General features: G+C 61.7%; 15 protein-coding genes, 1 tRNA gene and 2 pseudogenes. 9 read left to right on the plus strand and 9 right to left on the minus strand.

The window, feature by feature from the left end; all coding sequences use genetic code 11:
* Positions 1 to 19: 19 nt before the first annotated feature.
* From PYR71_RS01280 to PYR71_RS01290, 3 genes are all read right to left on the minus strand, one after another.
* Positions 20 to 574, minus strand: coding sequence for a hypothetical protein (locus tag PYR71_RS01280; RefSeq protein WP_275617944.1), 555 nt, complete (start codon positions 572 to 574; stop codon positions 20 to 22).
* 2 nt (positions 575 to 576) lie between these two features.
* Positions 577 to 2,061 carry an IMP dehydrogenase gene (gene guaB / locus PYR71_RS01285; RefSeq protein WP_096768730.1) on the minus strand — a complete coding sequence of 495 codons (1,485 nt, stop codon included), beginning with the start codon at positions 2,059 to 2,061 and terminating at the stop codon, positions 577 to 579.
* A gap of 210 nt (positions 2,062 to 2,271) precedes the next feature.
* Positions 2,272 to 3,264: an MBL fold metallo-hydrolase gene (locus PYR71_RS01290; protein WP_275617945.1), complete on the minus strand. Its 993-nt coding sequence runs from the start codon at positions 3,262 to 3,264 to the stop codon at positions 2,272 to 2,274.
* A gap of 238 nt (positions 3,265 to 3,502) precedes the next feature.
* Between PYR71_RS01290 and PYR71_RS01295 the strand changes: the two genes are divergently transcribed.
* Positions 3,503 to 4,927 carry an MFS transporter gene (locus PYR71_RS01295; RefSeq protein WP_275617946.1) on the plus strand — a complete coding sequence of 475 codons (1,425 nt, stop codon included), beginning with the start codon at positions 3,503 to 3,505 and terminating at the stop codon, positions 4,925 to 4,927.
* Positions 4,928 to 4,932: 5 nt separating this feature from the next.
* Here the strand turns inward: PYR71_RS01295 and PYR71_RS01300 are convergent, their stop codons facing one another.
* Genes PYR71_RS01300 through PYR71_RS01310 form a run of 3 tightly spaced genes read right to left on the minus strand, consistent with a single transcriptional unit; the run spans position 4,933 to position 7,627 of the window.
* On the minus strand, positions 4,933 to 5,316 hold the full coding sequence (locus PYR71_RS01300) for a VOC family protein (protein WP_010048065.1): 384 nt from the start codon (positions 5,314 to 5,316) through the stop codon (positions 4,933 to 4,935).
* Positions 5,317 to 5,349: 33 nt separating this feature from the next.
* Positions 5,350 to 6,069, minus strand: a complete 720-nt coding sequence (locus tag PYR71_RS01305; RefSeq protein ID WP_275617947.1) for an RlmE family RNA methyltransferase — start codon at positions 6,067 to 6,069, stop codon at positions 5,350 to 5,352.
* A gap of 10 nt (positions 6,070 to 6,079) precedes the next feature.
* A complete protein-coding gene (locus PYR71_RS01310; protein ID WP_275617948.1) occupies positions 6,080 to 7,627 on the minus strand; it encodes a Ppx/GppA phosphatase family protein in 1,548 nt (515 codons plus the stop codon).
* A gap of 246 nt (positions 7,628 to 7,873) precedes the next feature.
* On the opposite strand from PYR71_RS01310, the gene PYR71_RS01315 reads away from it, so the two are divergent.
* From PYR71_RS01315 to dgt, 5 genes and pseudogenes are all read left to right on the plus strand, one after another.
* Positions 7,874 to 7,947 (plus strand) — tRNA-Gln (locus tag PYR71_RS01315).
* Between the two features lie 157 nt (positions 7,948 to 8,104).
* A pseudogene (locus tag PYR71_RS30790) lies at positions 8,105 to 8,224 on the plus strand (DUF6538 domain-containing protein); the annotation flags it as partial.
* A gap of 48 nt (positions 8,225 to 8,272) precedes the next feature.
* On the plus strand, positions 8,273 to 8,599 hold the full coding sequence (locus tag PYR71_RS01320) for a hypothetical protein (protein WP_275617949.1): 327 nt from the start codon (positions 8,273 to 8,275) through the stop codon (positions 8,597 to 8,599).
* Between the two features lie 101 nt (positions 8,600 to 8,700).
* On the plus strand, positions 8,701 to 9,192 hold the full coding sequence (locus PYR71_RS01325; RefSeq protein ID WP_275617950.1) for a hypothetical protein: 492 nt from the start codon (positions 8,701 to 8,703) through the stop codon (positions 9,190 to 9,192).
* Positions 9,105 to 10,238, plus strand: coding sequence for a dGTP triphosphohydrolase (gene dgt / locus PYR71_RS01330; RefSeq protein ID WP_275617951.1), 1,134 nt, complete (start codon positions 9,105 to 9,107; stop codon positions 10,236 to 10,238). The genes PYR71_RS01325 and dgt overlap by 88 nt, the downstream gene beginning before the upstream one ends.
* Before the next feature lie 121 nt (positions 10,239 to 10,359).
* Here dgt and PYR71_RS01335 read toward each other — a convergent pair.
* From PYR71_RS01335 to PYR71_RS01345, 3 genes and pseudogenes are all read right to left on the minus strand, one after another.
* Positions 10,360 to 10,594, minus strand: a pseudogene (locus PYR71_RS01335) (hypothetical protein); the annotation flags it as partial.
* 19 nt (positions 10,595 to 10,613) lie between these two features.
* Positions 10,614 to 11,324, minus strand: a complete 711-nt coding sequence (locus PYR71_RS01340; RefSeq protein ID WP_275618448.1) for a toll/interleukin-1 receptor domain-containing protein — start codon at positions 11,322 to 11,324, stop codon at positions 10,614 to 10,616.
* Between the two features lie 381 nt (positions 11,325 to 11,705).
* Positions 11,706 to 12,689 (minus strand): helix-turn-helix transcriptional regulator, encoded by a 984-nt coding sequence (locus tag PYR71_RS01345; protein WP_275617952.1) that lies wholly within the window; start codon positions 12,687 to 12,689, stop codon positions 11,706 to 11,708.
* Between the two features lie 119 nt (positions 12,690 to 12,808).
* On the opposite strand from PYR71_RS01345, the gene PYR71_RS01350 reads away from it, so the two are divergent.
* From PYR71_RS01350 to PYR71_RS01360, 3 genes are read left to right on the plus strand one after another with little or no spacing between them, the layout of a single operon-like run.
* The gene (locus tag PYR71_RS01350) at positions 12,809 to 16,102 is read left to right on the plus strand and encodes a TM0106 family RecB-like putative nuclease (protein WP_275617953.1); all 3,294 of its coding nucleotides are present in this window, start codon (positions 12,809 to 12,811) and stop codon (positions 16,100 to 16,102) included.
* On the plus strand, positions 16,103 to 19,333 hold the full coding sequence (locus PYR71_RS01355) for an AAA family ATPase (protein WP_275617954.1): 3,231 nt from the start codon (positions 16,103 to 16,105) through the stop codon (positions 19,331 to 19,333).
* Positions 19,333 to 20,673, plus strand: coding sequence for an McrC family protein (locus PYR71_RS01360; protein ID WP_275617955.1), 1,341 nt, complete (start codon positions 19,333 to 19,335; stop codon positions 20,671 to 20,673). The genes PYR71_RS01355 and PYR71_RS01360 overlap by 1 nt, the downstream gene beginning before the upstream one ends.
* The last annotated feature ends 9 nt before the right edge of the window (positions 20,674 to 20,682 follow it).

The following is a 20,682-nucleotide window of genomic DNA, read 5'->3' on the forward strand; positions in this document are numbered from 1 at the left end:
CAGCGGCCGAGAACGCGTCTCAATCTCGGCGCGGCGACAGCCAGCGGACGATGGCAAGCCGGGCGAGGAGGATGAAGCAAATGGCGAGGCTTGCGAATTTCAGCCGTGTCATCCACGGCAGCAGATTTGCCGCCAGACTCGCGGACCCTCCATCGCCGAAGGCGATCAGACTTGAGATATTCTCGCCGTAGTCGGCGATGCCGTAGAGGAACGGCAGCAGGTAGACGGTGCGGCCGACGAGCGGATGCATCGATCGTCCGAACCAGGTGCCGACAGGACCGAGCTTGAGGAATGAGAGGAACAAAAGCGCCGTCAGCAATGCCGGAAAGATCAGCTCCGGCCCGAAATACATGGCGCTGAGCAGCCTTGCCGCCGTCTCGTTGCCATCGAGCAGCGTCTGCATATGAAAGACGGCGGACTCGTCGTAACCGGCGAAATAGGTGTCGAGCACCGCCTGGCCGGTTTCATGCTTGAACGGAACGACGAAGCCGAGGGTTGTCCAGCCGAGCACGGCCAGGCAGAGAGCGGCGAGCAGCGCGATGATCCAGAGCGGAATCCCGCTGCCCGCCTTCATGATCAGAGACCGGCGCCCGGATAGTTCGGGCTTTCCCGGGTGATCGTCACGTCATGAGCATGGCTTTCGCGAAGACCGGCGCCGGAGATGCGCACGAAGGTGGCCCGCTCCTGGAAGTCCTTCAGATCCTTGCCGCCGACATAGCCCATGGCCGCCTTCAGGCCGCCGGCGAGCTGGTGGACGACGGCCGAGACCGGTCCCTTATAGGGAACCTGGCCCTCGATGCCCTCAGGCACGAGCTTCAGCGTGTCGCGCACTTCCGCCTGGAAATAACGGTCGGCCGAGCCGCGGGCCATGGCGCCGACGGAGCCCATGCCGCGATAGGCCTTGAAGGAGCGGCCCTGGTAGAGATAGACCTCGCCCGGGCTCTCATCGGTGCCGGCGAGCAGCGAGCCGATCATGACGGCGGAAGCGCCGGCGGCGATCGCCTTGGCCAGGTCGCCGGAAAATTTGATGCCGCCATCGGCGATGACGGGCACATCCTGATCCTGGGCGGCCTGAACGGCCGACATGATGGCGGCGAGCTGCGGAACGCCGACGCCGGCGACGATACGCGTGGTGCAGATCGAGCCCGGGCCGATACCGACCTTGACGGCATCGGCGCCCGCATCGATCAGCGCTCTGGTGCCGTCATAGGTGGCGACGTTGCCGGCCATGATGCGCACCGAATTGGAGAGCTTCTTGACCCGGGTGACGGCATCCAGCACGCGCTGCGAATGGCCATGGGCGGTATCGACGACCAAGAGGTCGACGCCGGCCTCGATCAGCCGCTCGGCCCGCTCGAAACCGTCATCGCCGACGCTGATGGCGGCGGCGGCGCGAAGCCTGCCTTGGGCATCCTTGGAGGCGTTCGGGTTCAGCTGCGACTTCTCGATATCCTTGACGGTGATGAGGCCGACGCAGCGGCCTTCGGTATCGACGACCAGCAGCTTTTCGATGCGATGCGAGTGAAGCAGGCGCTTGGCTTCCTGCTGATCGACGTTCTCCTTGACGGTGACCAGATTGTCCTTGGTCATCAGCTCGTGGATCTTCTGCTCCGGATCGGAGGCGAAGCGAACATCACGGTTGGTCAGGATGCCGACCAGGCGGCCGGACTTCTCGACGACCGGGATGCCGGAGATGCCGTGCGACTTCATCAGGCCGAGCGCTTCGGCGAGCTTCGCGTCCGGACCGATGGTGACGGGATTGACGACCATGCCGCTTTCGAACTTCTTCACCTGTCGGACCTCTTCGGCCTGCTCGACCGGCGTGAGGTTGCGATGAATGACGCCGAGGCCGCCGGCCTGGGCCATGGCGATCGCCAGCCGGCTCTCGGTGACCGTGTCCATTGCCGAAGAGAGGATCGGGATGTTGAGATCGAAGTCGCGGGCGATGCGGGTCGCGATGTTCGTCTGCCCCGGCATGACTTCGGAATGGCCGGGCTGCAGCAGCACGTCGTCGAAGGTAAGCGCGTCCGCGCCGGTTGCCGTTTCAATGATGCGTGCCATGGCCAAATTCCTTCATTTAATAAGAATGCAATCCTGCCCGGAAACGAATCGTCCGCCCCGGCGGTGTGCATGAGTTGCTTGGAAGTTGGCGAGGGCTGGTAACACGTCTATGACAGGAAGGAAATAGCAAAAAACCCGGCGTGCCAGCCGGGCTCGTCATGGGTGCCATGCACGAAGAGCAATTCCGGGAAAAACGGAACCGCTTGGCGATCAGATATCGAACTGATAGGTCTTCGGCACGAAGCGGTAGCCGCCGTCCTGCCTTTCGGCGAAACCGACCGCCGGGAACGGCATGTGATAGCCGAGGAAGGCGATCTTGTCGGCCGCGATCATGGCGAAAACCTTGCGGCGGGCGGCGGCCGCCTGCGCCTTGTCCATATCGAAGCGCACCTCCCAATCCGGCCGCAGCAGCGACAGGATGTAGTGATTGGCCGTATCGCCGGTCAGTACCAGGCGTTTGCCCTCGGATTCGACGTGGAACACCATGTGCCCCGGGCTGTGACCGGCAGCCAGCATCGCGGTCATGCCAGGCGCGACGCTGGCGCCATCCTTGATGAAGGTGGCTTTTTCGACGAGCGGCGTCACATTGGTGAGTACGGCCTTGTGGCCGCCCTCGGCCGGTGTGCCCTCGCGCGCGGTGTTCGACCAGAAATCATATTCGGCCTCACCGATGACATAGCGGGCATTCTTGAAGGCGGGCGCGCCTTCTTCCATCAGCCCGCCGATGTGATCGCCGTGCAGATGGGTCAGAACCACCAGGGTCACGTCCTCGGGCGAATATCCCGCCACTTTCAGGCCCTCGGCGAGCTTTCCGAGCCCGCGGGCGCGGCCGCCCGCGCCAAAGCCGGTGTCGACGAGAATGAGGTCGGAACCGGTGTCGATGAGAACAGGCGCATAGCCGTTCAGGAGCTTGTCGGCCGGCAGGAAGTTGGCGGTCAGCAACGCCTGGACGGTTTCGGGATCCTGATTGGTGCCGTAGGTCTCATAAGGTTTTTCGGAGATATTGATACCGTCCCTAACGACGGTGAACTTATAGGAACCGAGCTTGAACTGATTGATTTCAGGTAAAGGCGCGATATCCATACGTCTGCTTGCTCCAGTGGCGGCCGCTTCGGCCTGGTCTCTCAAAATTGCCGGCGCCGCCAGCAGGCCGAGGCTTGCGGCAAAAAGCGTGCGTCGTGTCATTCGCGTTGAAATCGCCATATATCCATCCCCATGATGCGTGCTTTGTCGCTGCTCGGCCGATGACACCTGCCGGGTTTCTGGCCCGGCAGCCTAAACATATGTCAATCTTGATAGCGAACCTTGTCCGACAAGCCGTCTCACGCAGACGTGAAGCAAAGAACGCATCGAACCGGATTTGAGCATTGGCAGCTTCCGGAACTCGGATTAAACAGCACGGGCCTTCCAGCTCCATCCGCGCCCATCAAGGCTCCCGCCTATGAACCGCATCGTCCCGCTGATCCTCGCCGTCGCTCTCTTCATGGAACAGATGGACTCCACCGTGATCTCGACGGCGCTGCCGGCGATCGCCCTAGACCTCCATGTCGGGCCGATCACGCTGAAACTGGCGCTGACCTCCTACATGGTGGCGCTTGCGGTGTTCATTCCGGTCAGCGGCTGGATGGCGGACAGGTTCGGCGCCAAGAAAATCTTTCGCCTCGCCATATCGGTCTTCGTCATCGGCTCGATCTTCTGCGCCATCTCCTCCAACCTCGTCGAATTCGTCTTTGCCCGCTTCCTGCAGGGCATGGGCGGCGCGATGATGACGCCGGTTGGCCGTCTCGTGCTGGTGCGCACGACACAACGAAGCGATCTGGTCTCGGCCATGGCACTGCTCACCATCCCGGCGCTTGTCGGCCCACTCACCGGCCCGCCGCTCGGCGGCTTCATCACCACCTATTTCAGCTGGCACTGGATCTTCCTGATCAACGTGCCGGTCGGCATCATCGGCATTTGGCTCGCGACGATCTTCCTGCCGGAGGTGGAGGCGACAGCCCCGCCGAAGCTCGATTTCACCGGTTTCGTGCTGACCTCGCTTTCGGCCGCGGGCGTCGTCTTCGGCCTGTCGGTGGTCAGTCTGCCGGCCCTGCCGCCGATCATCGGCGTCGCCGCCACCGGCATCGGCGTCCTGTGCGGCTTCCTCTATATCAGCCATGCGAAGCGCCACCCGGCGCCAATCCTGAACCTCGGCCTGTTCAAGAACCCGACATTCCGGGTTTCGACCACGGGGGGCAACCTGTTTCGCATCTGCGTCGGCGCCATGCCGTTCCTGACACCGCTGATGCTGCAGCTCGGCTTCGGTCTGACGCCGTTCCAATCCGGCCTTATCACCTTTGCCGGCGCGATCGGCGCGATCACCACCAAGTTCATGGCAAAGCGCGTCTTCGCAGCCATAGGCTTCCGCACGACGCTGCTCGGCGCCGCTATGGTGACGACTGTCGTGACCGTCATTACCGGCCTGTTTACACCAGCAACGCCGCATCTCATCATCATCGGCGTGCTGCTGCTCGGCGGCTTCTCCCGCTCCTTCATGTTCACCGGCGTCAATGCGCTGGCCTTTGCCGATATCGACGATGCGCAGGCGAGCCAGGCGACCTCGATGAGCTCGGTGATGCAGCAGATCAGCCTGGCGCTCGGCGTCGCGGTCGCAGCCGCGATCCTGGAAAGCTCGATCTATATTAGAGGCGAGGCGCTGCAGGTGGCCGATTTCCACCTTGCCTTCTACATCATCGCCGGACTGACGGTGATTGCGACCATTCCCTTCATCAGGATGGACCGCAACGCCGGCGCGCTCGTATCCGGCCACCGCTCGAGGCGCGTAGCCGCATCGACGATCGAGGCCGAGCAGCAGGCCGTGAAATAAGCTTTCTATTCAGGGCTCTCGCAGACGGCAGAGAGCTTGTTGCCGTCGAGATCGCGAACATAGGCGGCATAAAAATGGGCATGGTAGGAGCGCAGACCCGGCCCGCCTTCATCGGCGGCGCCCGCCGCGATAGCCGCCGCATGGAAGGCATCGACGGCCGCCCTCGTTTGGGCTGAGAACGCGACCATGGCGCCATTGCCTGATGTCGCCCGGCGGCGATTGAAGGGGGTCACCACCCAGAAACGGCAGCGCGTATCGCTTTCGGCGGAATAGCCGATCTCCTCCTGCGAATAATGCTGGCGGCGATAGCCGAGTACCGGCAGAACGGCATCATAAAAATGCGCTGCGCGATCGAGGTCGTTGGTTCCGAGCGTGACGTAAAGAAGCATGGGGCGTCATCATCTGCCGGGATCTGCCCGAGATCAAGCCTGCTCTTCCTCAGCTTCCGCCTTGCGGCCTTTGAAGCCCTTGGCGAGCAGGAACATCTCGACCGATTCGGCGCGCGACGAGTTCGGCTTGACGTGGACGACCTGCCGGAAATTCTGCTTCAACATGGCGAGCAGATCACGCTCGGTGCCGCCCTGGAAGGTCTTGGTGAGGAAATGTCCGCCCTCGCCCAGCACCTCGATGGCAAAGTGGGCCGCCACTTCGCACAGATGCATGGTGCGCAGGTGGTCGGTGCGGTGATGGCCGGTGGTCGGCGCCGCCATATCGGAGATGACGAGATCGGGCGTGCCGCCGACGGCCTCCATCAGCTTTTCCGGCGCGCTCGGATCAAGGAAATCGAGCTGCAGGATCTTGACGCCGGGAAGCTGGGTCATTTCGAGGAAATCGATCGCGGCCACACGGACATCCTCATCGGTCGAACCGGTGACCTTGGCGGCGATCTGCGACCAGCTGCCGGGAGCCGCACCCAGATCGATGATCCGCCTGGCGCCCCGCAGGATGTGGTATTTCTCGTCGATCTCGAGCAGCTTGAAGGCGGCGCGGGCGCGATAGCCTTCGAGCTGGGCGCGCTGCACATAGGGATCGTTGATGTGGCGCTGCAGCCATTGGCGGGAGGACGCCTTCATCTTCTTGTTCTTGACGCGCTGGCCGAGCTTGCGGCCGGTGCGGTTTCCCGCGATCGGTGCCTTGGTCATGCCTTTCCCCTCATTTCGCGCGCTGGCCGCGGCGATTGCGATTGCGCCGCCACACGCCGTCATCGGCCATCATGTCGGTGAGCAGGCCTTCCCTCAAGCCGCGATCGGCAACGCGCATGCGCGGGCTCGGCCAGCGGCGGCGGATCGCCTCGAGAATGGCGCAGCCTGCGAGAACCAAATCGGCCCGGTCCGGCCCGATGCAGGGATTGGCGGCACGGCTGTCGAAATCCCAGGAGAGAAGCTTTGCCTGCATGGCGGAGACCTCATCATCCGACAACCAGATGCCGTCGACCTTGCGCCGGTCATAGCGCGGCAGGTCGAGATGCACGCCGGCAAGCGTCGTCACCGTGCCCGACGTACCGATCAGGTGGAAATCGCTGGTCTGGGCAATTTCGATCTCGGGGCAATCGAAGCGCCCGAGCATGCCTTCGACCTCGCGCACCATGCCTTCGAATAGCTCCGGCGTGACATCGCGCCCGCCGTGACGCTCCGACAGCGTCACGACGCCGACCGGCAGCGACGTCCAATGGGTGATGTGATTGGCAAGCCGGCTGAAGCGATTGTCGCCGATGCGGATGACGGCGATCTCCGACGAACCGCCGCCGATATCGAAGAGCACGACGGAGCGTGTCTCGCGCCCGACCAGCGAAGAGCAGCCGGAGACGGCAAGCCGCGCCTCGGTCTCCCGATCGATGATTTCGAGCTCGAGGCCGGTTTCGGCAACGACTCGGCCGAGGAATTCCTCGCCATTGACCGCCTGGCGGCAGGCTTCGGTGGCGATCAGCCGCATGCGGCGGATCTCCCGGTTCCTGAGCTTGGAGGCGCAGACCCTCAGCGCCTCGATCGCCCTTTCCATCGCCTCATCGGACAGACGGCCGCTCGCCGCAAGGCCCTCACCGAGGCGGACGATGCGGGAAAAGGCATCCACGACGCGGAACTGACCCGGACGGGTCGGCTGGGCAATGAGCAGACGGCAATTGTTGGTGCCGAGATCGAGAGCGGCATAGAGCTCTTCCGGCCAGGCATGCTCGGGCGCCAGGCGATCCCCCGGGTGCGCGTGGTTCTCCGGGCGGCCCTTGCGGCCGGCGCCGTTCTGCATCTCGCGCGGGAGGGCGGCGCGCGCCGTCTCCTCAGCCCGGTTTTCCTGCGGGTGGATATGGGAAGGCTTTGCCGATGTCAGCGGCCGGCCCTGCAGGCCGCGCTTGCCGCGATGCTTGCGGCGGTTGCGCCGGCTCGACGGCGAATCGCCTCCGTCCCGCGCGGCATTGGCTGCGACGCCCGTCTGTTCCATCGGCTGGGGTTGAAGCGAGCCCTCCTGCGAAGCGCCATGGCCGCCGCGACGGCGCCGCTTTCGCTTGCGGGCCGGATGTCCGGCGGCATCTTCCATTGGGCGCGCTGGCTGCCCGGCATTGCCGGAGAGCTCATGCGAAGCGGGATGAGCGGCGCTGCGGGTTTGCCCACCGCGCTTGCCCTTGCGGCGCCTGGACTTCTTGTCCTTGCGCCCTGCCGCCGACGCCCCGTGAACTTGCGGCTTAACGCCGCCTTCGGGGTCTTCCACGTTGTTTTTCCACCGCGCCGCGCAACTCCCTGAGGTATGCAGCAGGCGCTCATTCGATTTTTGCGTTGCCGCAAGAATATCAGCGCCCGCCAAAATCACCAAATTCTTTTTTGGCAGAGGGATTTGCGGAATAATTCCATCCTTGGCTGACGCGGCCGATTTTTTTCAAAACAGGTATTTGCAATCGGCGGGCTTTTGTTTATAAGCGCCGCACACCAGCCGAACCGCCCGCCGGTTCGCACTTGCTGGGGAATAGTTCAATGGTAGAACAGCGGACTCTGACTCCGTCGATCTTGGTTCGAATCCAGGTTCCCCAGCCAATTCTCCCTAAATGCCCTTAATTCCTTGATTTTCCAGTCGTGCCGGATATCGTTTTGGCATCATTGGCGACCTGATGCCCAGGACTGTAGCCCACAGGTGATGCCCAGGCGCTAGCGCGCCGCAGCCGACCCTTCGGGCGAAGACAGGGTATTCGTTATGGCCGTGCGCCACGAGGTCGAGAATCTCATTCGCCGCGGAAATATCTTCTATTGGCGGCCGCGCATACCGGCCGCTTTCGTTCATTGCCATCCGGGCAGCCGTCTTTCACTCAGCCTTCATTGTTCCGATCATAGAAAAGCTCAGACCATCGGCCGGAAGCTCAATATGCGACTGGCCGAACTGAAGATGAATTCGAAGGAAGCGATGCCTACCAAGAAGCAGCTCAAGATCCTGTTCGAGCACGTGCGGGATGAGGAAATCGAGAGGCTCGATGACATCAGCACGATGGCCAAGCGCAACGGCCGCGGTGGCGATGTCGTCGAGATGGAGCTCGATCTCGAGGTCGGCTGGGCCTGTCAACTGCTGGCGAAGTTCGGGACCCGCGTGGAGCTCTCCCTAGAGAACGGGTGCGCTGGCCTCACATACCTCCTGAACAACGGCGTGCCAGCCTCGCATGTCGATGCCATCCGGGCAAACTACGGGGCGAGCTGACCACAGCACGCAGTGCCGGATTCGAAGACGGCATCCGAAGGCTGATCTACCACTTCGAGATCGATGACACGGCCACCAATCGCGAACGAGCGGCGTCGAAGATGTTCGAAGGCCGTGCGGCTGCCCTGCTTGACATCGACGACCGCCACGACCTCGTCGACCGAAGCCTCAGCGAATTCACAGGCGGCGGCAGAGCCAGCAAATCCGTGGCCGAGATGAAGCCCGCAGAGGTCGAGCCAGCCACCCCTCTCTCATTGATGTTGGCCGAAGAGAGCATACCGGCATCGACTGCGACGGATATCGCGGAGGAGGCGGAAATCGCCTACCTCGACCTATCGCCGCGTCCCGCAGCGGCCAGGAAGGCTTCACCCAAACCTCAGGAAGCCGAACAGCGCGTTGTTGCCGTATCGGAGTTCGAGCAGGAGTGTGAAAAGCTCATCGCGAACATGCGGGATGAATGGACAGCGGAAACGGGGCGAGACGCCATGGCGCTGGTGCGGAGGAGGTGGGTCAGATCGGGCGCGGAATTGTCTGGAATCTTCTGGCCCGAGAAAACTTCCCATTCGCTGAGTATTTGCCAGCTCCGGAGTTGATGGAGGCAATCTGCTATGCTCATGACCTGGGGCACCCACCCTACGGTCACGGCGGCGAACGAGCCCTCTTTAGAAATATGCGCGAGTTCGGCGGCTTTGAGGGCAACGCCCAGACCATCCGAATTCTGACGAAGCTGGAGAAGTATTACCGAGGAAATGGAATACTCCCGACGCGGCGCCTTTTGCTTGGCGTTCTCAAATACCCGGTAGCGTATGGACGCTATGAAATAGGCGAAGGAGACAACAAGCCTCCGAAATGCTTCTACGATGAAGACATGCCCCTTATCGAGGCGGCATTGTCGATCTTCTCACCTAACGATACTGAAAAATTCACGTCGATCGGGCGGGATGGCAAGCCGATCTATAAAACGCTTGATTGCTCCGTCATGGAGCTTGCGGACGACATCGCCTATGGTGTTCACGATCTTGAAGACGGTGTCGGGCGAGGAATACTCAAGCGCGCTGAGATTGAAGACGATCTGCTGGACGGGTTTAGACGGGCAGGCGTGTCGCATGTACGCAACCTCACCATTCAAGAGCTACTGGATAAGCTTTTCTCTAGCGACGCTTGTGAACGAAAGCACGCAGTGTCGCTTTTGGTAGGGTTCTTCATTCTTGCAATTGAAGTGAGCCGTCTCAACACGTTCGAGTCGGGATTCCTCGACTTGCAGGCGACGGTACAGCCGGAGATTTCTCGCCTCCTTAAGCACTTGTCGAAAGAGATCACTTTCAAGAGCTTGGTTAGTCGACGCGAGGTGCAAACTCTTGAATTTAAGGGTGAAAAGGTCATTGATGGACTATTTTCTGCCTTTGATGAAAGGCCGGTGCAACTGGTCGGCTCAGAAGCTTTCGATCAAATAGAACCTGGGCTCAGCAATTTAATCTCCGACAAGAATGGAAATTGGCGCGACCTTGAGACGCCATACCGGCTTAAAGCGGCAAGAACAATTTGTGACTTCATCGCCGGGATGACAAATCCATACGCCGAGAAGTACTACAGGCGGCTCTATGAGCCTGGATATGGCAGCAGCACAGATGAACTGTGAACTAAGCAGGGGCGGAAATTGTTTCCGCTCCGCCCGCTGACGGGAATACCTCCCTATCAATGCCGCTAGCGATGACTTGCTGCGGCGACGGCGTTCCCAGCGGACCTTCGCTGTGCCGGCGTCGGATCGGGAACATATCTTCGCCGTGGTGGTGTAGACGGGTATGATGTAGCCGGCATAGCCAAGGGCTTGTCATATCGATCGTGATGAGCATCGACCGCTTTAGTCCCACAGACTTCGCACGTTTGCTTTTCAAGGTCACCCGCCTTCACCGCCCGCTGTACGGCAAGATGAGCATCATATTTGGCCGGATTGGCTCGGCGCCAATTCGCTTGGCGAGTATGGGTTTTTAGCATCAACGCACCCCAAACAAAGCTACGTCGCAACAAGCTCGGCGAGCTTGTCCGCCACCACAGCTATAGTGTCTTCTTCGGTGCTCAGGCCGCTTCGCGAGGCCAAAAGAGGACTGACGTTGCGGAGAGCTTCATACGTAGTGTTATGGACGATCGGAACGAGCTGTTCGGTCGCCAGCAGTGCCGAAAGCTCCTTATCGGCAACGCCTGCGGCTGGAAGACGGCGCAGCAATGCGGGCGTCACAAGCACGACCCCTACGCGCGACTTCACCAATCCTTTGTCGATTTCGCGAAGCAGCGACGTACCGAGGGCAACGTCCTTTTCGCTGAACCAGACTGATACGCCACGTGCCTCAAGCAGATCATGAAGCGTCTTGGCGTCCCCCTGCCGGTCGTCCCACGCATGACATAGGAAGACATCACGGAGATCGGGTAGCTCCGCTCGGATCTCGGCAGTCCGGCGTATTGGCGTGAGCGCCCGCACTTCTGTGGGGGTATACACGACGGCCGAACCAGCTTTTGACCATTTCGCACGTACACGACCAGACCCGCCGCCGCTGCTTCCTGACGAGGGGCGATAAGACGGCGAGTAGGAGGGCGAGGACCCATAACCGCTATTGTAACCGCTATAACTGCTGTAGCCACCATAGCGGCCGCGGCCGCGACATGCCGGACAATTCGCTGCGGCACTCGCTGAGCGATGCCCTTCTTTCGGTGCTGTACATTGAGCCATTGGAGGAACTCTCTTTAATGGAATGTCGCGTTCAACTGTCCTTGATTGTTGTGCGCGGGTTTGCCTTGCCATGCTTTGTGGTCACGAACCGTCCGGAGATAGCACTCCGATAGGTGCCCCCGGTGATCCCGCCACCCTTCGCTTCCCGCACCGTCGTCCGCGGGCTTGCCAGTCCATGTTTGGCTGTAACAAACCGCCCACTGATTGCGCTGCGGAAATTGCCTCCGCCCCCTTTTCCTTTTGCCATTTGCCTGCCCTTATCGAACGACCCTGGGAATCGGACCATTCCAATAGTACTCCAGCAGGGTGTCAGAAGTTGTCACCCTCAGAATCAGAGGATCGTGGCGGGTTGTCGCTTCTGTGCTTTGAGTTCGAATTCGATTATGGCAAGGCGTCGAAATCACTTCTGCGGTGGTGTTCAACTAGCCTGCGCAGCCCCTCAGGAGCGATGACCTCGACCGCATCTCCCCATTGATAGAGGTGCCAAGCCATCTCGAGCCAGCCTGCTGCATGAAAGCGCACGATGAGGCTGCCATCCTCTTGCGTTTCACCGGTTTGTTTTGGGTGAAAGCAGAACTCGGCCGCCCTTGCTGCGGCGCGCGGAGCGAAACGCCAGATGACTTCGTCATATTGCTCCGGGTCCTGGTACACGCCGAATGATTGTGCCGCATAATCCTCCAGGGAAAAGCCTGGCGCGGAGCTGAAGCTCTCGTCCAGGGTTTGAGCGCTCAGAATCTGGTCCATGCGAAAGTTCAGCAAATCTTCGCCGCGGGCCGGCTGGCGCGCCACGAGATAGCTGCGGTGCCCCAGCAGGAGACCATGCGGCTCTATGATCCGTTCGGGTGCCTCCTCAGTTCTGTAGCGTAAGCGCAGGCGTAACGGGCCGCGTAGGCCCTCGATTACAGCATCCAGTACCGCTGGCGCCAGATTGACGCGCGGGCCGGGGCGAGTGACCGATCCCATCGCCAAGAGAACCGCTTCGACATCGGTCTCGGTGCGCAGGGCGTCTTTGGGCGTCAGGCGCGCCAGCAACCCGTCGCGCAGATCTTCCAACGCGGCAGCGTGGCGTAGCCGGCCATCACCGCGTGCCGTTCGGCTGGCGATCTCTAGGGCTTCGATTGCCGTTGCCTGACGGAGCTGGAGCCGGTCGAGCATCGGGTCGGCGACACGCCAGCGCCGCCGGCGGTCCGCGCCATCCACCGCTTCGACATTGGTGAACACGGTCTCGAGCGCTTCTGTCATGCGCTGTGCTGTTCGATGCGAGACGGCGAATTCCTCGCAGATTTCATCGAGGCCAATCCCCGTTCGCCGCGTTGCGGCCAGCCGCGCCAGCCTGATCAGATCTTGAGCCTTGGAGAACGACATGATCCAGTTCCTGGCCGCCAACTATGACATATATTGACACCCACACACGTTATGGCTGAACTTGCACTCTGTCGAGATGGAAATCTTGTTGCGGATTGCGCTCGATCGGGGGGACGGCAATGCGAACTATTGAGGGGAACCAAATACTTTTGTCCGCATCGGATCTGATGCGTTTCATGGGCTGTAGCCACGCAACCGCGCTCGATATCGCCTATATGCGCGGCAGTGGGCCAGTGCCCCGCGAAGACAGTGATGACGCGGCTCTTCTGCAGAAGCAAGGTGATGCCCATGAAGCCGCGCATCTGGCGAAGCTCAAGGCGTCAGGTGTGTCGGTGTTTGAGATCGCGCGGTCAAATCTGGCCGACAATGCACGGGAAACTCGCGCGGCGTTGGCCGAGGGGCCGCAGATCGTGTTTCAAGGAGCGCTACTTGGCGACAAATGGGGCGGCTGGTCAGATTTCCTCGAGCGCGTCGAGCGCCCGTCAAACCTCGGCCGCTTCAGCTATGAAGTGACCGATACCAAGCTCAAGCGGCGTCCCCATCCCAAGCATGTGCTGCAACTGGTGCTGTATTCAGACCTGCTGACGCAGATTCAGGGCCTCGCCCCTGAATTTGCCCATGTCGAACTGGGGGATGGCAGCCGCGCGCGCCTGCGCCTTGCCGACTATCAGGCTTATGCCCGCATGGCGCGCCAGCGGCTCGAGGCCTTCGTGGAAAATCCGGTGCCGACCCGGCCGATCCCTTGCACCGATTGCAGGTTGTGCCGTTGGGGCGATCATTGCGAACACCAGTGGCAGGCCGAGGACAGCCTGTTCAACGTCGCCAATATTACACGGACCCAGGTCAAGAAGCTTGAGGCGGCCGGTGTTACCACCATGGAGGCGCTGGCCGCGCTCGATCATCCGGTCCGCGGCATGGCCGATACTACCCGGGCGCGGCTGGCGACGCAGGCGCGTCTGCAGCATTTCCGCAAGACGGGGGCGCCTGCCTTCGAGTTGCGCGAGCCGGAACCCGGCAAGGGCTTCGATCTCTTGCCCGCGCCGCAGCCGGGCGACATCTTCTACGATATCGAGGGCGACCCGCATTACGAAGGCGGCCTCGAATATCTCCACGGCGTTTGGCTCGATGGGCAGTTCAAGGCTTTCTGGGCGCATGACCATGGCGCTGAAGCGCGGGCTCTGTCCGAGCTCCTCGATTTCTTTAAACAAAGACTCGCGGCCTATCCCGAAGCGCGCATCTATCACTATGCCCCCTACGAGATTACCGCCTTGCGGCGGCTAACCGCCAAATACGGGATAGGCGAGGCCTTATTCGACCGGCTGCTGCGCGAGCGGCGCTTTGTCGATCTTTTCGCGGTAGTGCGGGGTGCACTTATAGGCTCGGAAGCCAATTATTCGATCAAGTCAATGGAAGCCTTCTATGGCCGGGTGCGCGAGGGTGAGGTGAAAACCGCCGGCGGCTCAGTCGTCGCCTATGAGCGCTGGCGCGAAACCGGAGAACAATCGATCCTCGATGAGATCGAGGACTATAACCGCGTCGACTGCATCTCGACCGAAGAATTGCGCGACTGGTTGGTGAGCATTCGGCCCGCTGCCCCTTGGCCGGTACTGGCGGCCGACGCCAGCGACAAGGAAGTCGAGGAAGACGCCGATACCCAGGCGCTGCGCGCAAAGCTCGCTGCCTCAGGACTGCCACAGGGTCGGCAGGATATGCTGTTCAATCTGGGCATGTTTCACAAGCGCGAGGCCAAGCCTGCGCAATGGGCGGTCTTCGACAGTGCTGGCAAAGACGAGGGCGATCTGATCGATGACCTCGACGCGCTGGCCGGTCTGGAGGCGATAGGCCGTGCAGAACCGGTCAAGCGCTCGATGCTACGGCGCTATCGCTTTCCGCCCCAGGAGACCAAGCTACGCGGCGGTCGCAACGCGACTGTCCCGGTTGTCGATGGACCACCAGCAAGTGTTAGCATCGAAGAGCTCGACCGCACCGAGCGGATCATCGCTGTCAAGGCCGGGCCGGCTAAGGCGCATCTCCTGACCGATCGCCTGACGCTGCATCCAGATTGGCCGCTCAGCACCGATGTCATTGCTGCGGCCTTGCGCGACGTAATCGACGATCATTGCGACACTCGCCGTTTGACCGCGCTCAATGACCTGCTTGCGCGCGCGGCCCCGCGTCTTGTGACGGGACCCCGCGCCGATCTGCTCGATGGCGCCGATCCTTTGACCGGCACGATCGCAGCGATCGCCGCCATGGACGGCACCGTCTTGCCGATCCAGGGACCGCCCGGAACGGGCAAGACTTACGTGACCGCGCATGCGATCTTGGCGCTGGTGCACCAAGGGTACCGCGTTGGCGTGGCATCGAACAGCCACGAGGCTATCCGCCATGTGCTGATGGGGTGTCTTGCCGCGCAAGGTGTTGGCAATCCTGCTCCGGGTTTGTGCATCGGCCATAAGGTCAGCAGCGGCGAGGATGGCTATCCGGACAGTTGCACCGGCGTCATCCGCTCGACCTCTAATGAGGATCCGCTATGGCGCCGCGCCCATGTCGTTGGCGGCACCGCCTTCTTCTTTGCTCGGCCCGAACACGAGCAGGCGTTCGATTGGCTATTCGTCGATGAAGCCGGACAAGTGGGGCTGGCCAATATGGTCTCCATGGGCCGCTGCGCGCGCAACATTGTGCTGGTCGGCGATCCGCGTCAATTGCCCCAGGTCATCCAGGGAGCGCATCCCGATCCCGCCAACCTTTCCTGTCTTGAGTGGATGCTGGGCGATCACGCTACCATCCCGCCCGATCGCGGCATCTTCCTGCCGGTCTCGCGCCGCATGCATCCCGATGTGTGCGAGTTTATTTCGCGGCAAGTCTATGAAGACCGGCTCGTCAGCGCTCCCGATACGGCCATCCAGGCGGTGCGCGGGACCGGTTGCCCCGAAGCTGGCACTTTCTGGGTGCCGGTCGCGCATGAGGGCAATGCCCAGATCGCGGCCGAGGAAGTCGCTGCCATTCAAGCGACGATTGACGATCTGCTCTCGGGAACCTGGACCGACAAGGATGGGGCAACGCGCGCCCTTGGTCTCGCCGATATCATCGTCGTTGCGCCCTATAATGCGCAGGTCAATGCCCTGCGGGACGCCTTGCCTGCTGGCATTCGTGTCGGCACTGTCGACAAGTTCCAGGGGCAGGAAGCACCCGTCTGCCTGATATCCATGACCGCCTCGTCGGCCGAAGAAACACCACGCGGCATGGATTTCCTGTTCTCGCTCAACCGTATCAATGTCGCTGTCTCGCGCGCCAAGGGCCTTGCGCTCGTTTTCGGCGCGCCGCGGCTGCGCGAAGCAAAATGCGAGACCGTCGAACAGATGGGTCTTGTGAACACGCTATGCGCCTTACCTGAACTTGGAGAATTTTGAATGTGGGAGAATTTCGAGGCGCGCCTCGAAGAAAATGAGCGTGATCGGCCCATACCATTGCGCCGGGTGCTTTTCGACGTGGTGCGCGGCTCGGGCCTGCGCCCGGGCGATGGCGTCACCAAGAAAATGGCGTCCTTTGAATTTGGACCGGGCGAGCGGCTATTGTGGGAAATCCAGAACCCGAACAACTTCTTTCTCCATGTAAAATGGCGCGATCTGGTCGAGGCGAATGGCTTCGCCACCGAGTTACGGCCGTATCAGAGGGGTATGAAGGATGGCGGGCGACATTCCGCGCTCAGCCGCGACTGGTCCTTCGGCGATGCTGACTGCTGTGTCCTGCGGATTGAGAATGCCGAAGCTCTGCGCCATCTGATCGCGGTGCTGCCGCAGCCCGGCGATAGGCTGGTGCTCACTCCGGCTGCGATCACGCGCTGGATCGAGCGCTTGCGCCATTTCTTTCCCGCCCTCGATCGGTTCGATCGGCCCGATCCGCATTTCGATGAGGCGGAGCGGACCTACAAACTGGAGATTGCGGCCGAGCTCAAGACGGTGATTGCGCAAGCCGGCTCCGATCGGGAACTCGTCGATGCCGTCAACATCGCGCTGGCCAAGAGCAATCTGCTGCAATGGCGCGCCTATTGGCCGATGTCGTCCAAGGGCGATGCCGATCGCGGGCAGCTCTGGCCGGCCTTGCGTACACTCGTCGACGCTGCACTTGGCGCACCCAACGGTCACGCCTCTGCACTGGAGGCCTTTGTCGCCGCCTGGATCGCGGCCGTCCCGGACGGCAAACCCGATCCGGCCCGCCAGATCGCAGAATTCCTGTTCCTCCATCTCGCTCCCGACGAGGGCATCTATATCCGCCATTCCGTGCGCCAGGACCTCTGGCTGGAAGCAGTCGGCAGCAGGTTTCCCGATCATGCGTCGATAGCCGACACCTATCGCGACGAATGGCGCTTCATGCAGGCGGTCCGCCACGTTTTCGCGGACCGGGGTCTGGCGCCGCGCGACATGATCGATGTGCAAAGCGCGCTGTGGATCGTCCACAATTACAAGGAAAAGGATGTGGCAATCTTTTCGCGCGAGGCGATCGAGGCAGCGATGGACGCCTATGATAGCTACCGCCAATCGGGTGAGCACGCCGCCATCTTCGAGGCCTTCGGCGAGCCGCGCGACTATTGGGTGCGCTCTACACGCGAGCGGCCCAACCGGATCTACCCCTCTAAGCCGATTGTCGGCTTCATCCGCGGCAAGACGCAGCTCAATGGTGGCTGGGGGCAGAAGGCCGATGCCGCCGCCCAGCTCCACAATGCCGGATATATCATCGTCGTTGCCGATAACGCTCCGGTCACTCCGCCCGAACGCTATGAGCATCTGGTCAGTAACGCTGATCGGATCCGGCTCTGCGCGCGCAACTATTATGTCGAACTGGCCCGTGAGAACGGCGCGTCAGAAGTCGCGATCCGCGCCAGCGACTTAAGCCGGGACATGGCTCTGCGCGATGCGTTTCCGGCCATTTGCAGCGCGCTCGGCGGCGAGAAATTTCAGAAGCTCGCCAATGTCCCCACACCGACGCACACTCTGCCCAATCCCAGCAGTTCCACCGTCTTCACCTATCAGCTCACCTCAACGGAAGAGCACCAAACCATGACCTTTGAACCCATGACTGCGATGCCCGCCGCCACCAATCTCATCCTTTACGGCCCGCCGGGAACCGGCAAGACCTACGCCACGGCTTGGGAGGCCGTGCGGCTTTGTCTGGGCGACGCCGAGGCCCAGCAGCTACGCGATGACCGTGACGCCCTAATGGCCGAATATCGTCGTCTGGCCGCCGAGGGACGGATTGAATTTGTCACCTTTCACCAATCCTTTTCCTACGAGGACTTTGTTGAGGGGTTGCGGCCGACGACCGGGAGCGTACAGGAAGGTGACACCGAGGGTGCCATTGCTTCGGGCGGCTTCAGTCTCAGGCCCCATGCCGGCGTGTTCAAGATCATCAGCGAGAGGGCGCGGCTCGACACCGGCGACGCGCCAGCCAAACGGCTCGACCGTTCGCGCCCGATCTACAAGATCGCGCTCGGCCAGCGCGGCAGCCAAGAAGATCGGATCCGTGAAGGCCTCGATGGCGAGCTGATCCATCTCGGTTGGGGCGGCGATATCGACTGGTCCGACGAGCGCTTCGACGATTTTGAAGAAATCCGGAAGACGTGGAACGACCAAAAAGACCCTGATGCATCCGGCAAAGACCCCAATATCGAGATGCTCTATGCTTTCCGCTCTGGTCTCCAGATTGGCGACTATGTCGTGATCTCCGATGGACGCGACAGCTATCGTGCCTTCGGCCGGGTGAGCGGCGAGTATTATTTCGATGCCGATGCCGACTTCCACCCGCACCGGCGCAGCGTCGAATGGATCTGGCGCAGCGATAATGGTGCCGAGCGCGAGCCATTCTACGCGCGCAATTTCCGCCGGCAGTCAGCCTATCGGCTCGATCCGGACCGGATCGACTGGGACGCGCTCGAAGCGAAGGTGATCGATCCGAATGCCGAGCGGCCAGTGGCCGGCGCGCGGCCGCATGTCCTCATCATCGACGAGATCAACCGGGCGAATATCTCCAAGGTCTTCGGCGAGCTGATCACACTGCTCGAAGTCGACAAGCGGCTCGGCTGCGAAAACGAAGTCAGGGTCCGGCTTCCCTATTCGGGAACGAGTTTTGGTGTGCCGGCCAACCTGCACATCATCGGCACCATGAACACCGCAGACCGCTCGATAGCGCTGCTCGACACCGCCTTGCGCCGCCGCTTCACCTTCCGCGAGCTGATGCCGGATGTCGAAGAACTGCGCCGGGCGCTGGCGGCCAGAGGGCTTGATGCCGCAAATCTCGATGGGATCGATCTGTGCAAGCTGCTGCACACGATCAACGAGCGGATCGAATATCTCTTCGATCGCGAACACCAGATCGGCCACGCCTATTTCTCCGCCTGCCGCAGCCGCGCCGATGTCGAGGACGTCATGCGCCACAAGGTCATCCCGCTTCTGGCCGAGTATTTCTACGAGGACTGGTCGAAAGTCGCCGCGGTGCTGAGTGATGGCGACGGCATCAATGGCTCCCATTTCCTTGAAGCGCGGCGGCTGACGGCGCCGGCCGGCTTTGCCGATGATGAGCTGGGCGGTGACAAGCTGCGCTGGAGCGTGAAGGCGCGCTTCGATTTTTCGGAGTTTGCCGCCTGATGCCCGCTTATACGGTTCGGGAATGGGACAAGCTCGCATATGGCGAGGGCAAGGGGCAGATTGCGGCCCGCCACGCCGATCGTCTGGCGGGTCTGGCGGCCCACTCGGCCTTTGCCGGGCGCGGCGGCAGCGGCGTGCTCGAACATGGCCGGCATGCATTGCGCGCCCGCGGCGTGGTCGGGATTCTGGCGGCGGGCGATGTTAGCCTGGAGATATTGCCCAAGATCGATGTGGCGCCCGGTGAAACAACCGATCACCAGAACGCAGCGATCCGCAAGCGTCTGGTGCATATGCTGGCGGTTGCGCTCGACCTCAAGATCGACCTCGGCGTCATCACCGATCTCGCCTGGCAGCGCGAAACTCTGCTGGAAATCCTGATCCGCATCTTTTGCGGCAAGCTGACCGAAGCCCTGCGCAAGGGCATGCCGCGCCGCTATGTCATTCGCGAAGAAGATCTGCCGACCTTGCGCGGGCAGCTCGACATCACGCGCCAGTTCACCGGCCATGCAGTCAATCCCTCGCGCCTTGCCTGCCGCTTCGATCTTTTGTCCGAAGACACGCCGCTCAACCGTATCATGAAAGCAGCAGTGGTGTGCTTGGCGCGCCTCTCACGGCGCGCCGCCAACCAGCAACGCCTGCGCGAGCTGGCTTTCGTCTATGCCAATATTACCGACGTGCCGGTTTCCGCGCTGCGATGGGATCAGGTGGTGATCGACCGCACCAACCGGTCCTGGCAGGAGCTCTTCGCCATGACCCGGCTCTTCCTGCAGGACCGCTATCAGACAACCACCGGCGGCGCCGGCCGGGGCACCGCCATGCTATTCGAGATGAACGCGCTGTTTGAGGAATATGTCGGGCGGTTGATCGCCCGCGCTCTGGCGGGGACAGGGCTCACCGTCTCGTTGCAGAGCGGACGGCTGTTCTGTCTGAGCGCACAGGACAGCGGACGCGCTCTGTTCCAGACCAGGCCCGATATCCTGATCCGCCAGGGGGGCACGGTCACTCATGTCATCGACACCAAGTGGAAGCGGATATCCGCGCGGATCGATGATCCCAAGCAGGGTGTCTCACAGGCCGATGTCTATCAGATGATGGCCTATGCCCAGCTCTATCGCGCGCCACGCCTGACGCTGCTCTATCCCCACCATCCGGGCCTCGGCGCCGAAGACACGGTTCGCACGCGCTACCGCATTACTGGACACACTACCACCCTCGAGACCGCCAGCATCGATGTATCGAACAGCTCGCAAATGCTGGCCAAGCTTCGCGGTCTGATAATCGGGGAAACAAGCCCAAGTTTGACGACAGCGAAAACGTTCAACCAAAATGCTTCCACTTGATGCACGATA

The organism is Rhizobium mulingense, assembly GCF_029194105.1.
GTDB classification, from domain to species: domain Bacteria; phylum Pseudomonadota; class Alphaproteobacteria; order Rhizobiales; family Rhizobiaceae; genus Rhizobium; species Rhizobium mulingense.

Bases quoted from the DNA above. Each gene is read 5' to 3' on its own strand.
- PYR71_RS01280 (WP_275617944.1), bottom strand. From the start codon at position 574: ATGAAGGCGGGCAGCGGGATTCCGCTCTGGATCATCGCGCTGCTCGCC.
- guaB (WP_096768730.1), bottom strand. From the start codon at position 2,061: ATGGCACGCATCATTGAAACGGCAACCGGCGCGGACGCGCTTACCTTC.
- PYR71_RS01290 (WP_275617945.1), bottom strand. From the start codon at position 3,264: ATGGCGATTTCAACGCGAATGACACGACGCACGCTTTTTGCCGCAAGC.
- PYR71_RS01295 (WP_275617946.1), top strand. From the start codon at position 3,503: ATGAACCGCATCGTCCCGCTGATCCTCGCCGTCGCTCTCTTCATGGAA.
- PYR71_RS01300 (WP_010048065.1), bottom strand. From the start codon at position 5,316: ATGCTTCTTTACGTCACGCTCGGAACCAACGACCTCGATCGCGCAGCG.
- PYR71_RS01305 (WP_275617947.1), bottom strand. From the start codon at position 6,069: ATGACCAAGGCACCGATCGCGGGAAACCGCACCGGCCGCAAGCTCGGC.
- PYR71_RS01320 (WP_275617949.1), top strand. From the start codon at position 8,273: ATGCGACTGGCCGAACTGAAGATGAATTCGAAGGAAGCGATGCCTACC.
- PYR71_RS01325 (WP_275617950.1), top strand. From the start codon at position 8,701: ATGTTCGAAGGCCGTGCGGCTGCCCTGCTTGACATCGACGACCGCCAC.
- PYR71_RS01340 (WP_275618448.1), bottom strand. From the start codon at position 11,324: ATGGCTCAATGTACAGCACCGAAAGAAGGGCATCGCTCAGCGAGTGCC.
- PYR71_RS01345 (WP_275617952.1), bottom strand. From the start codon at position 12,689: ATGTCGTTCTCCAAGGCTCAAGATCTGATCAGGCTGGCGCGGCTGGCC.
- PYR71_RS01350 (WP_275617953.1), top strand. From the start codon at position 12,809: ATGCGAACTATTGAGGGGAACCAAATACTTTTGTCCGCATCGGATCTG.
- PYR71_RS01355 (WP_275617954.1), top strand. From the start codon at position 16,103: ATGTGGGAGAATTTCGAGGCGCGCCTCGAAGAAAATGAGCGTGATCGG.
- PYR71_RS01360 (WP_275617955.1), top strand. From the start codon at position 19,333: ATGCCCGCTTATACGGTTCGGGAATGGGACAAGCTCGCATATGGCGAG.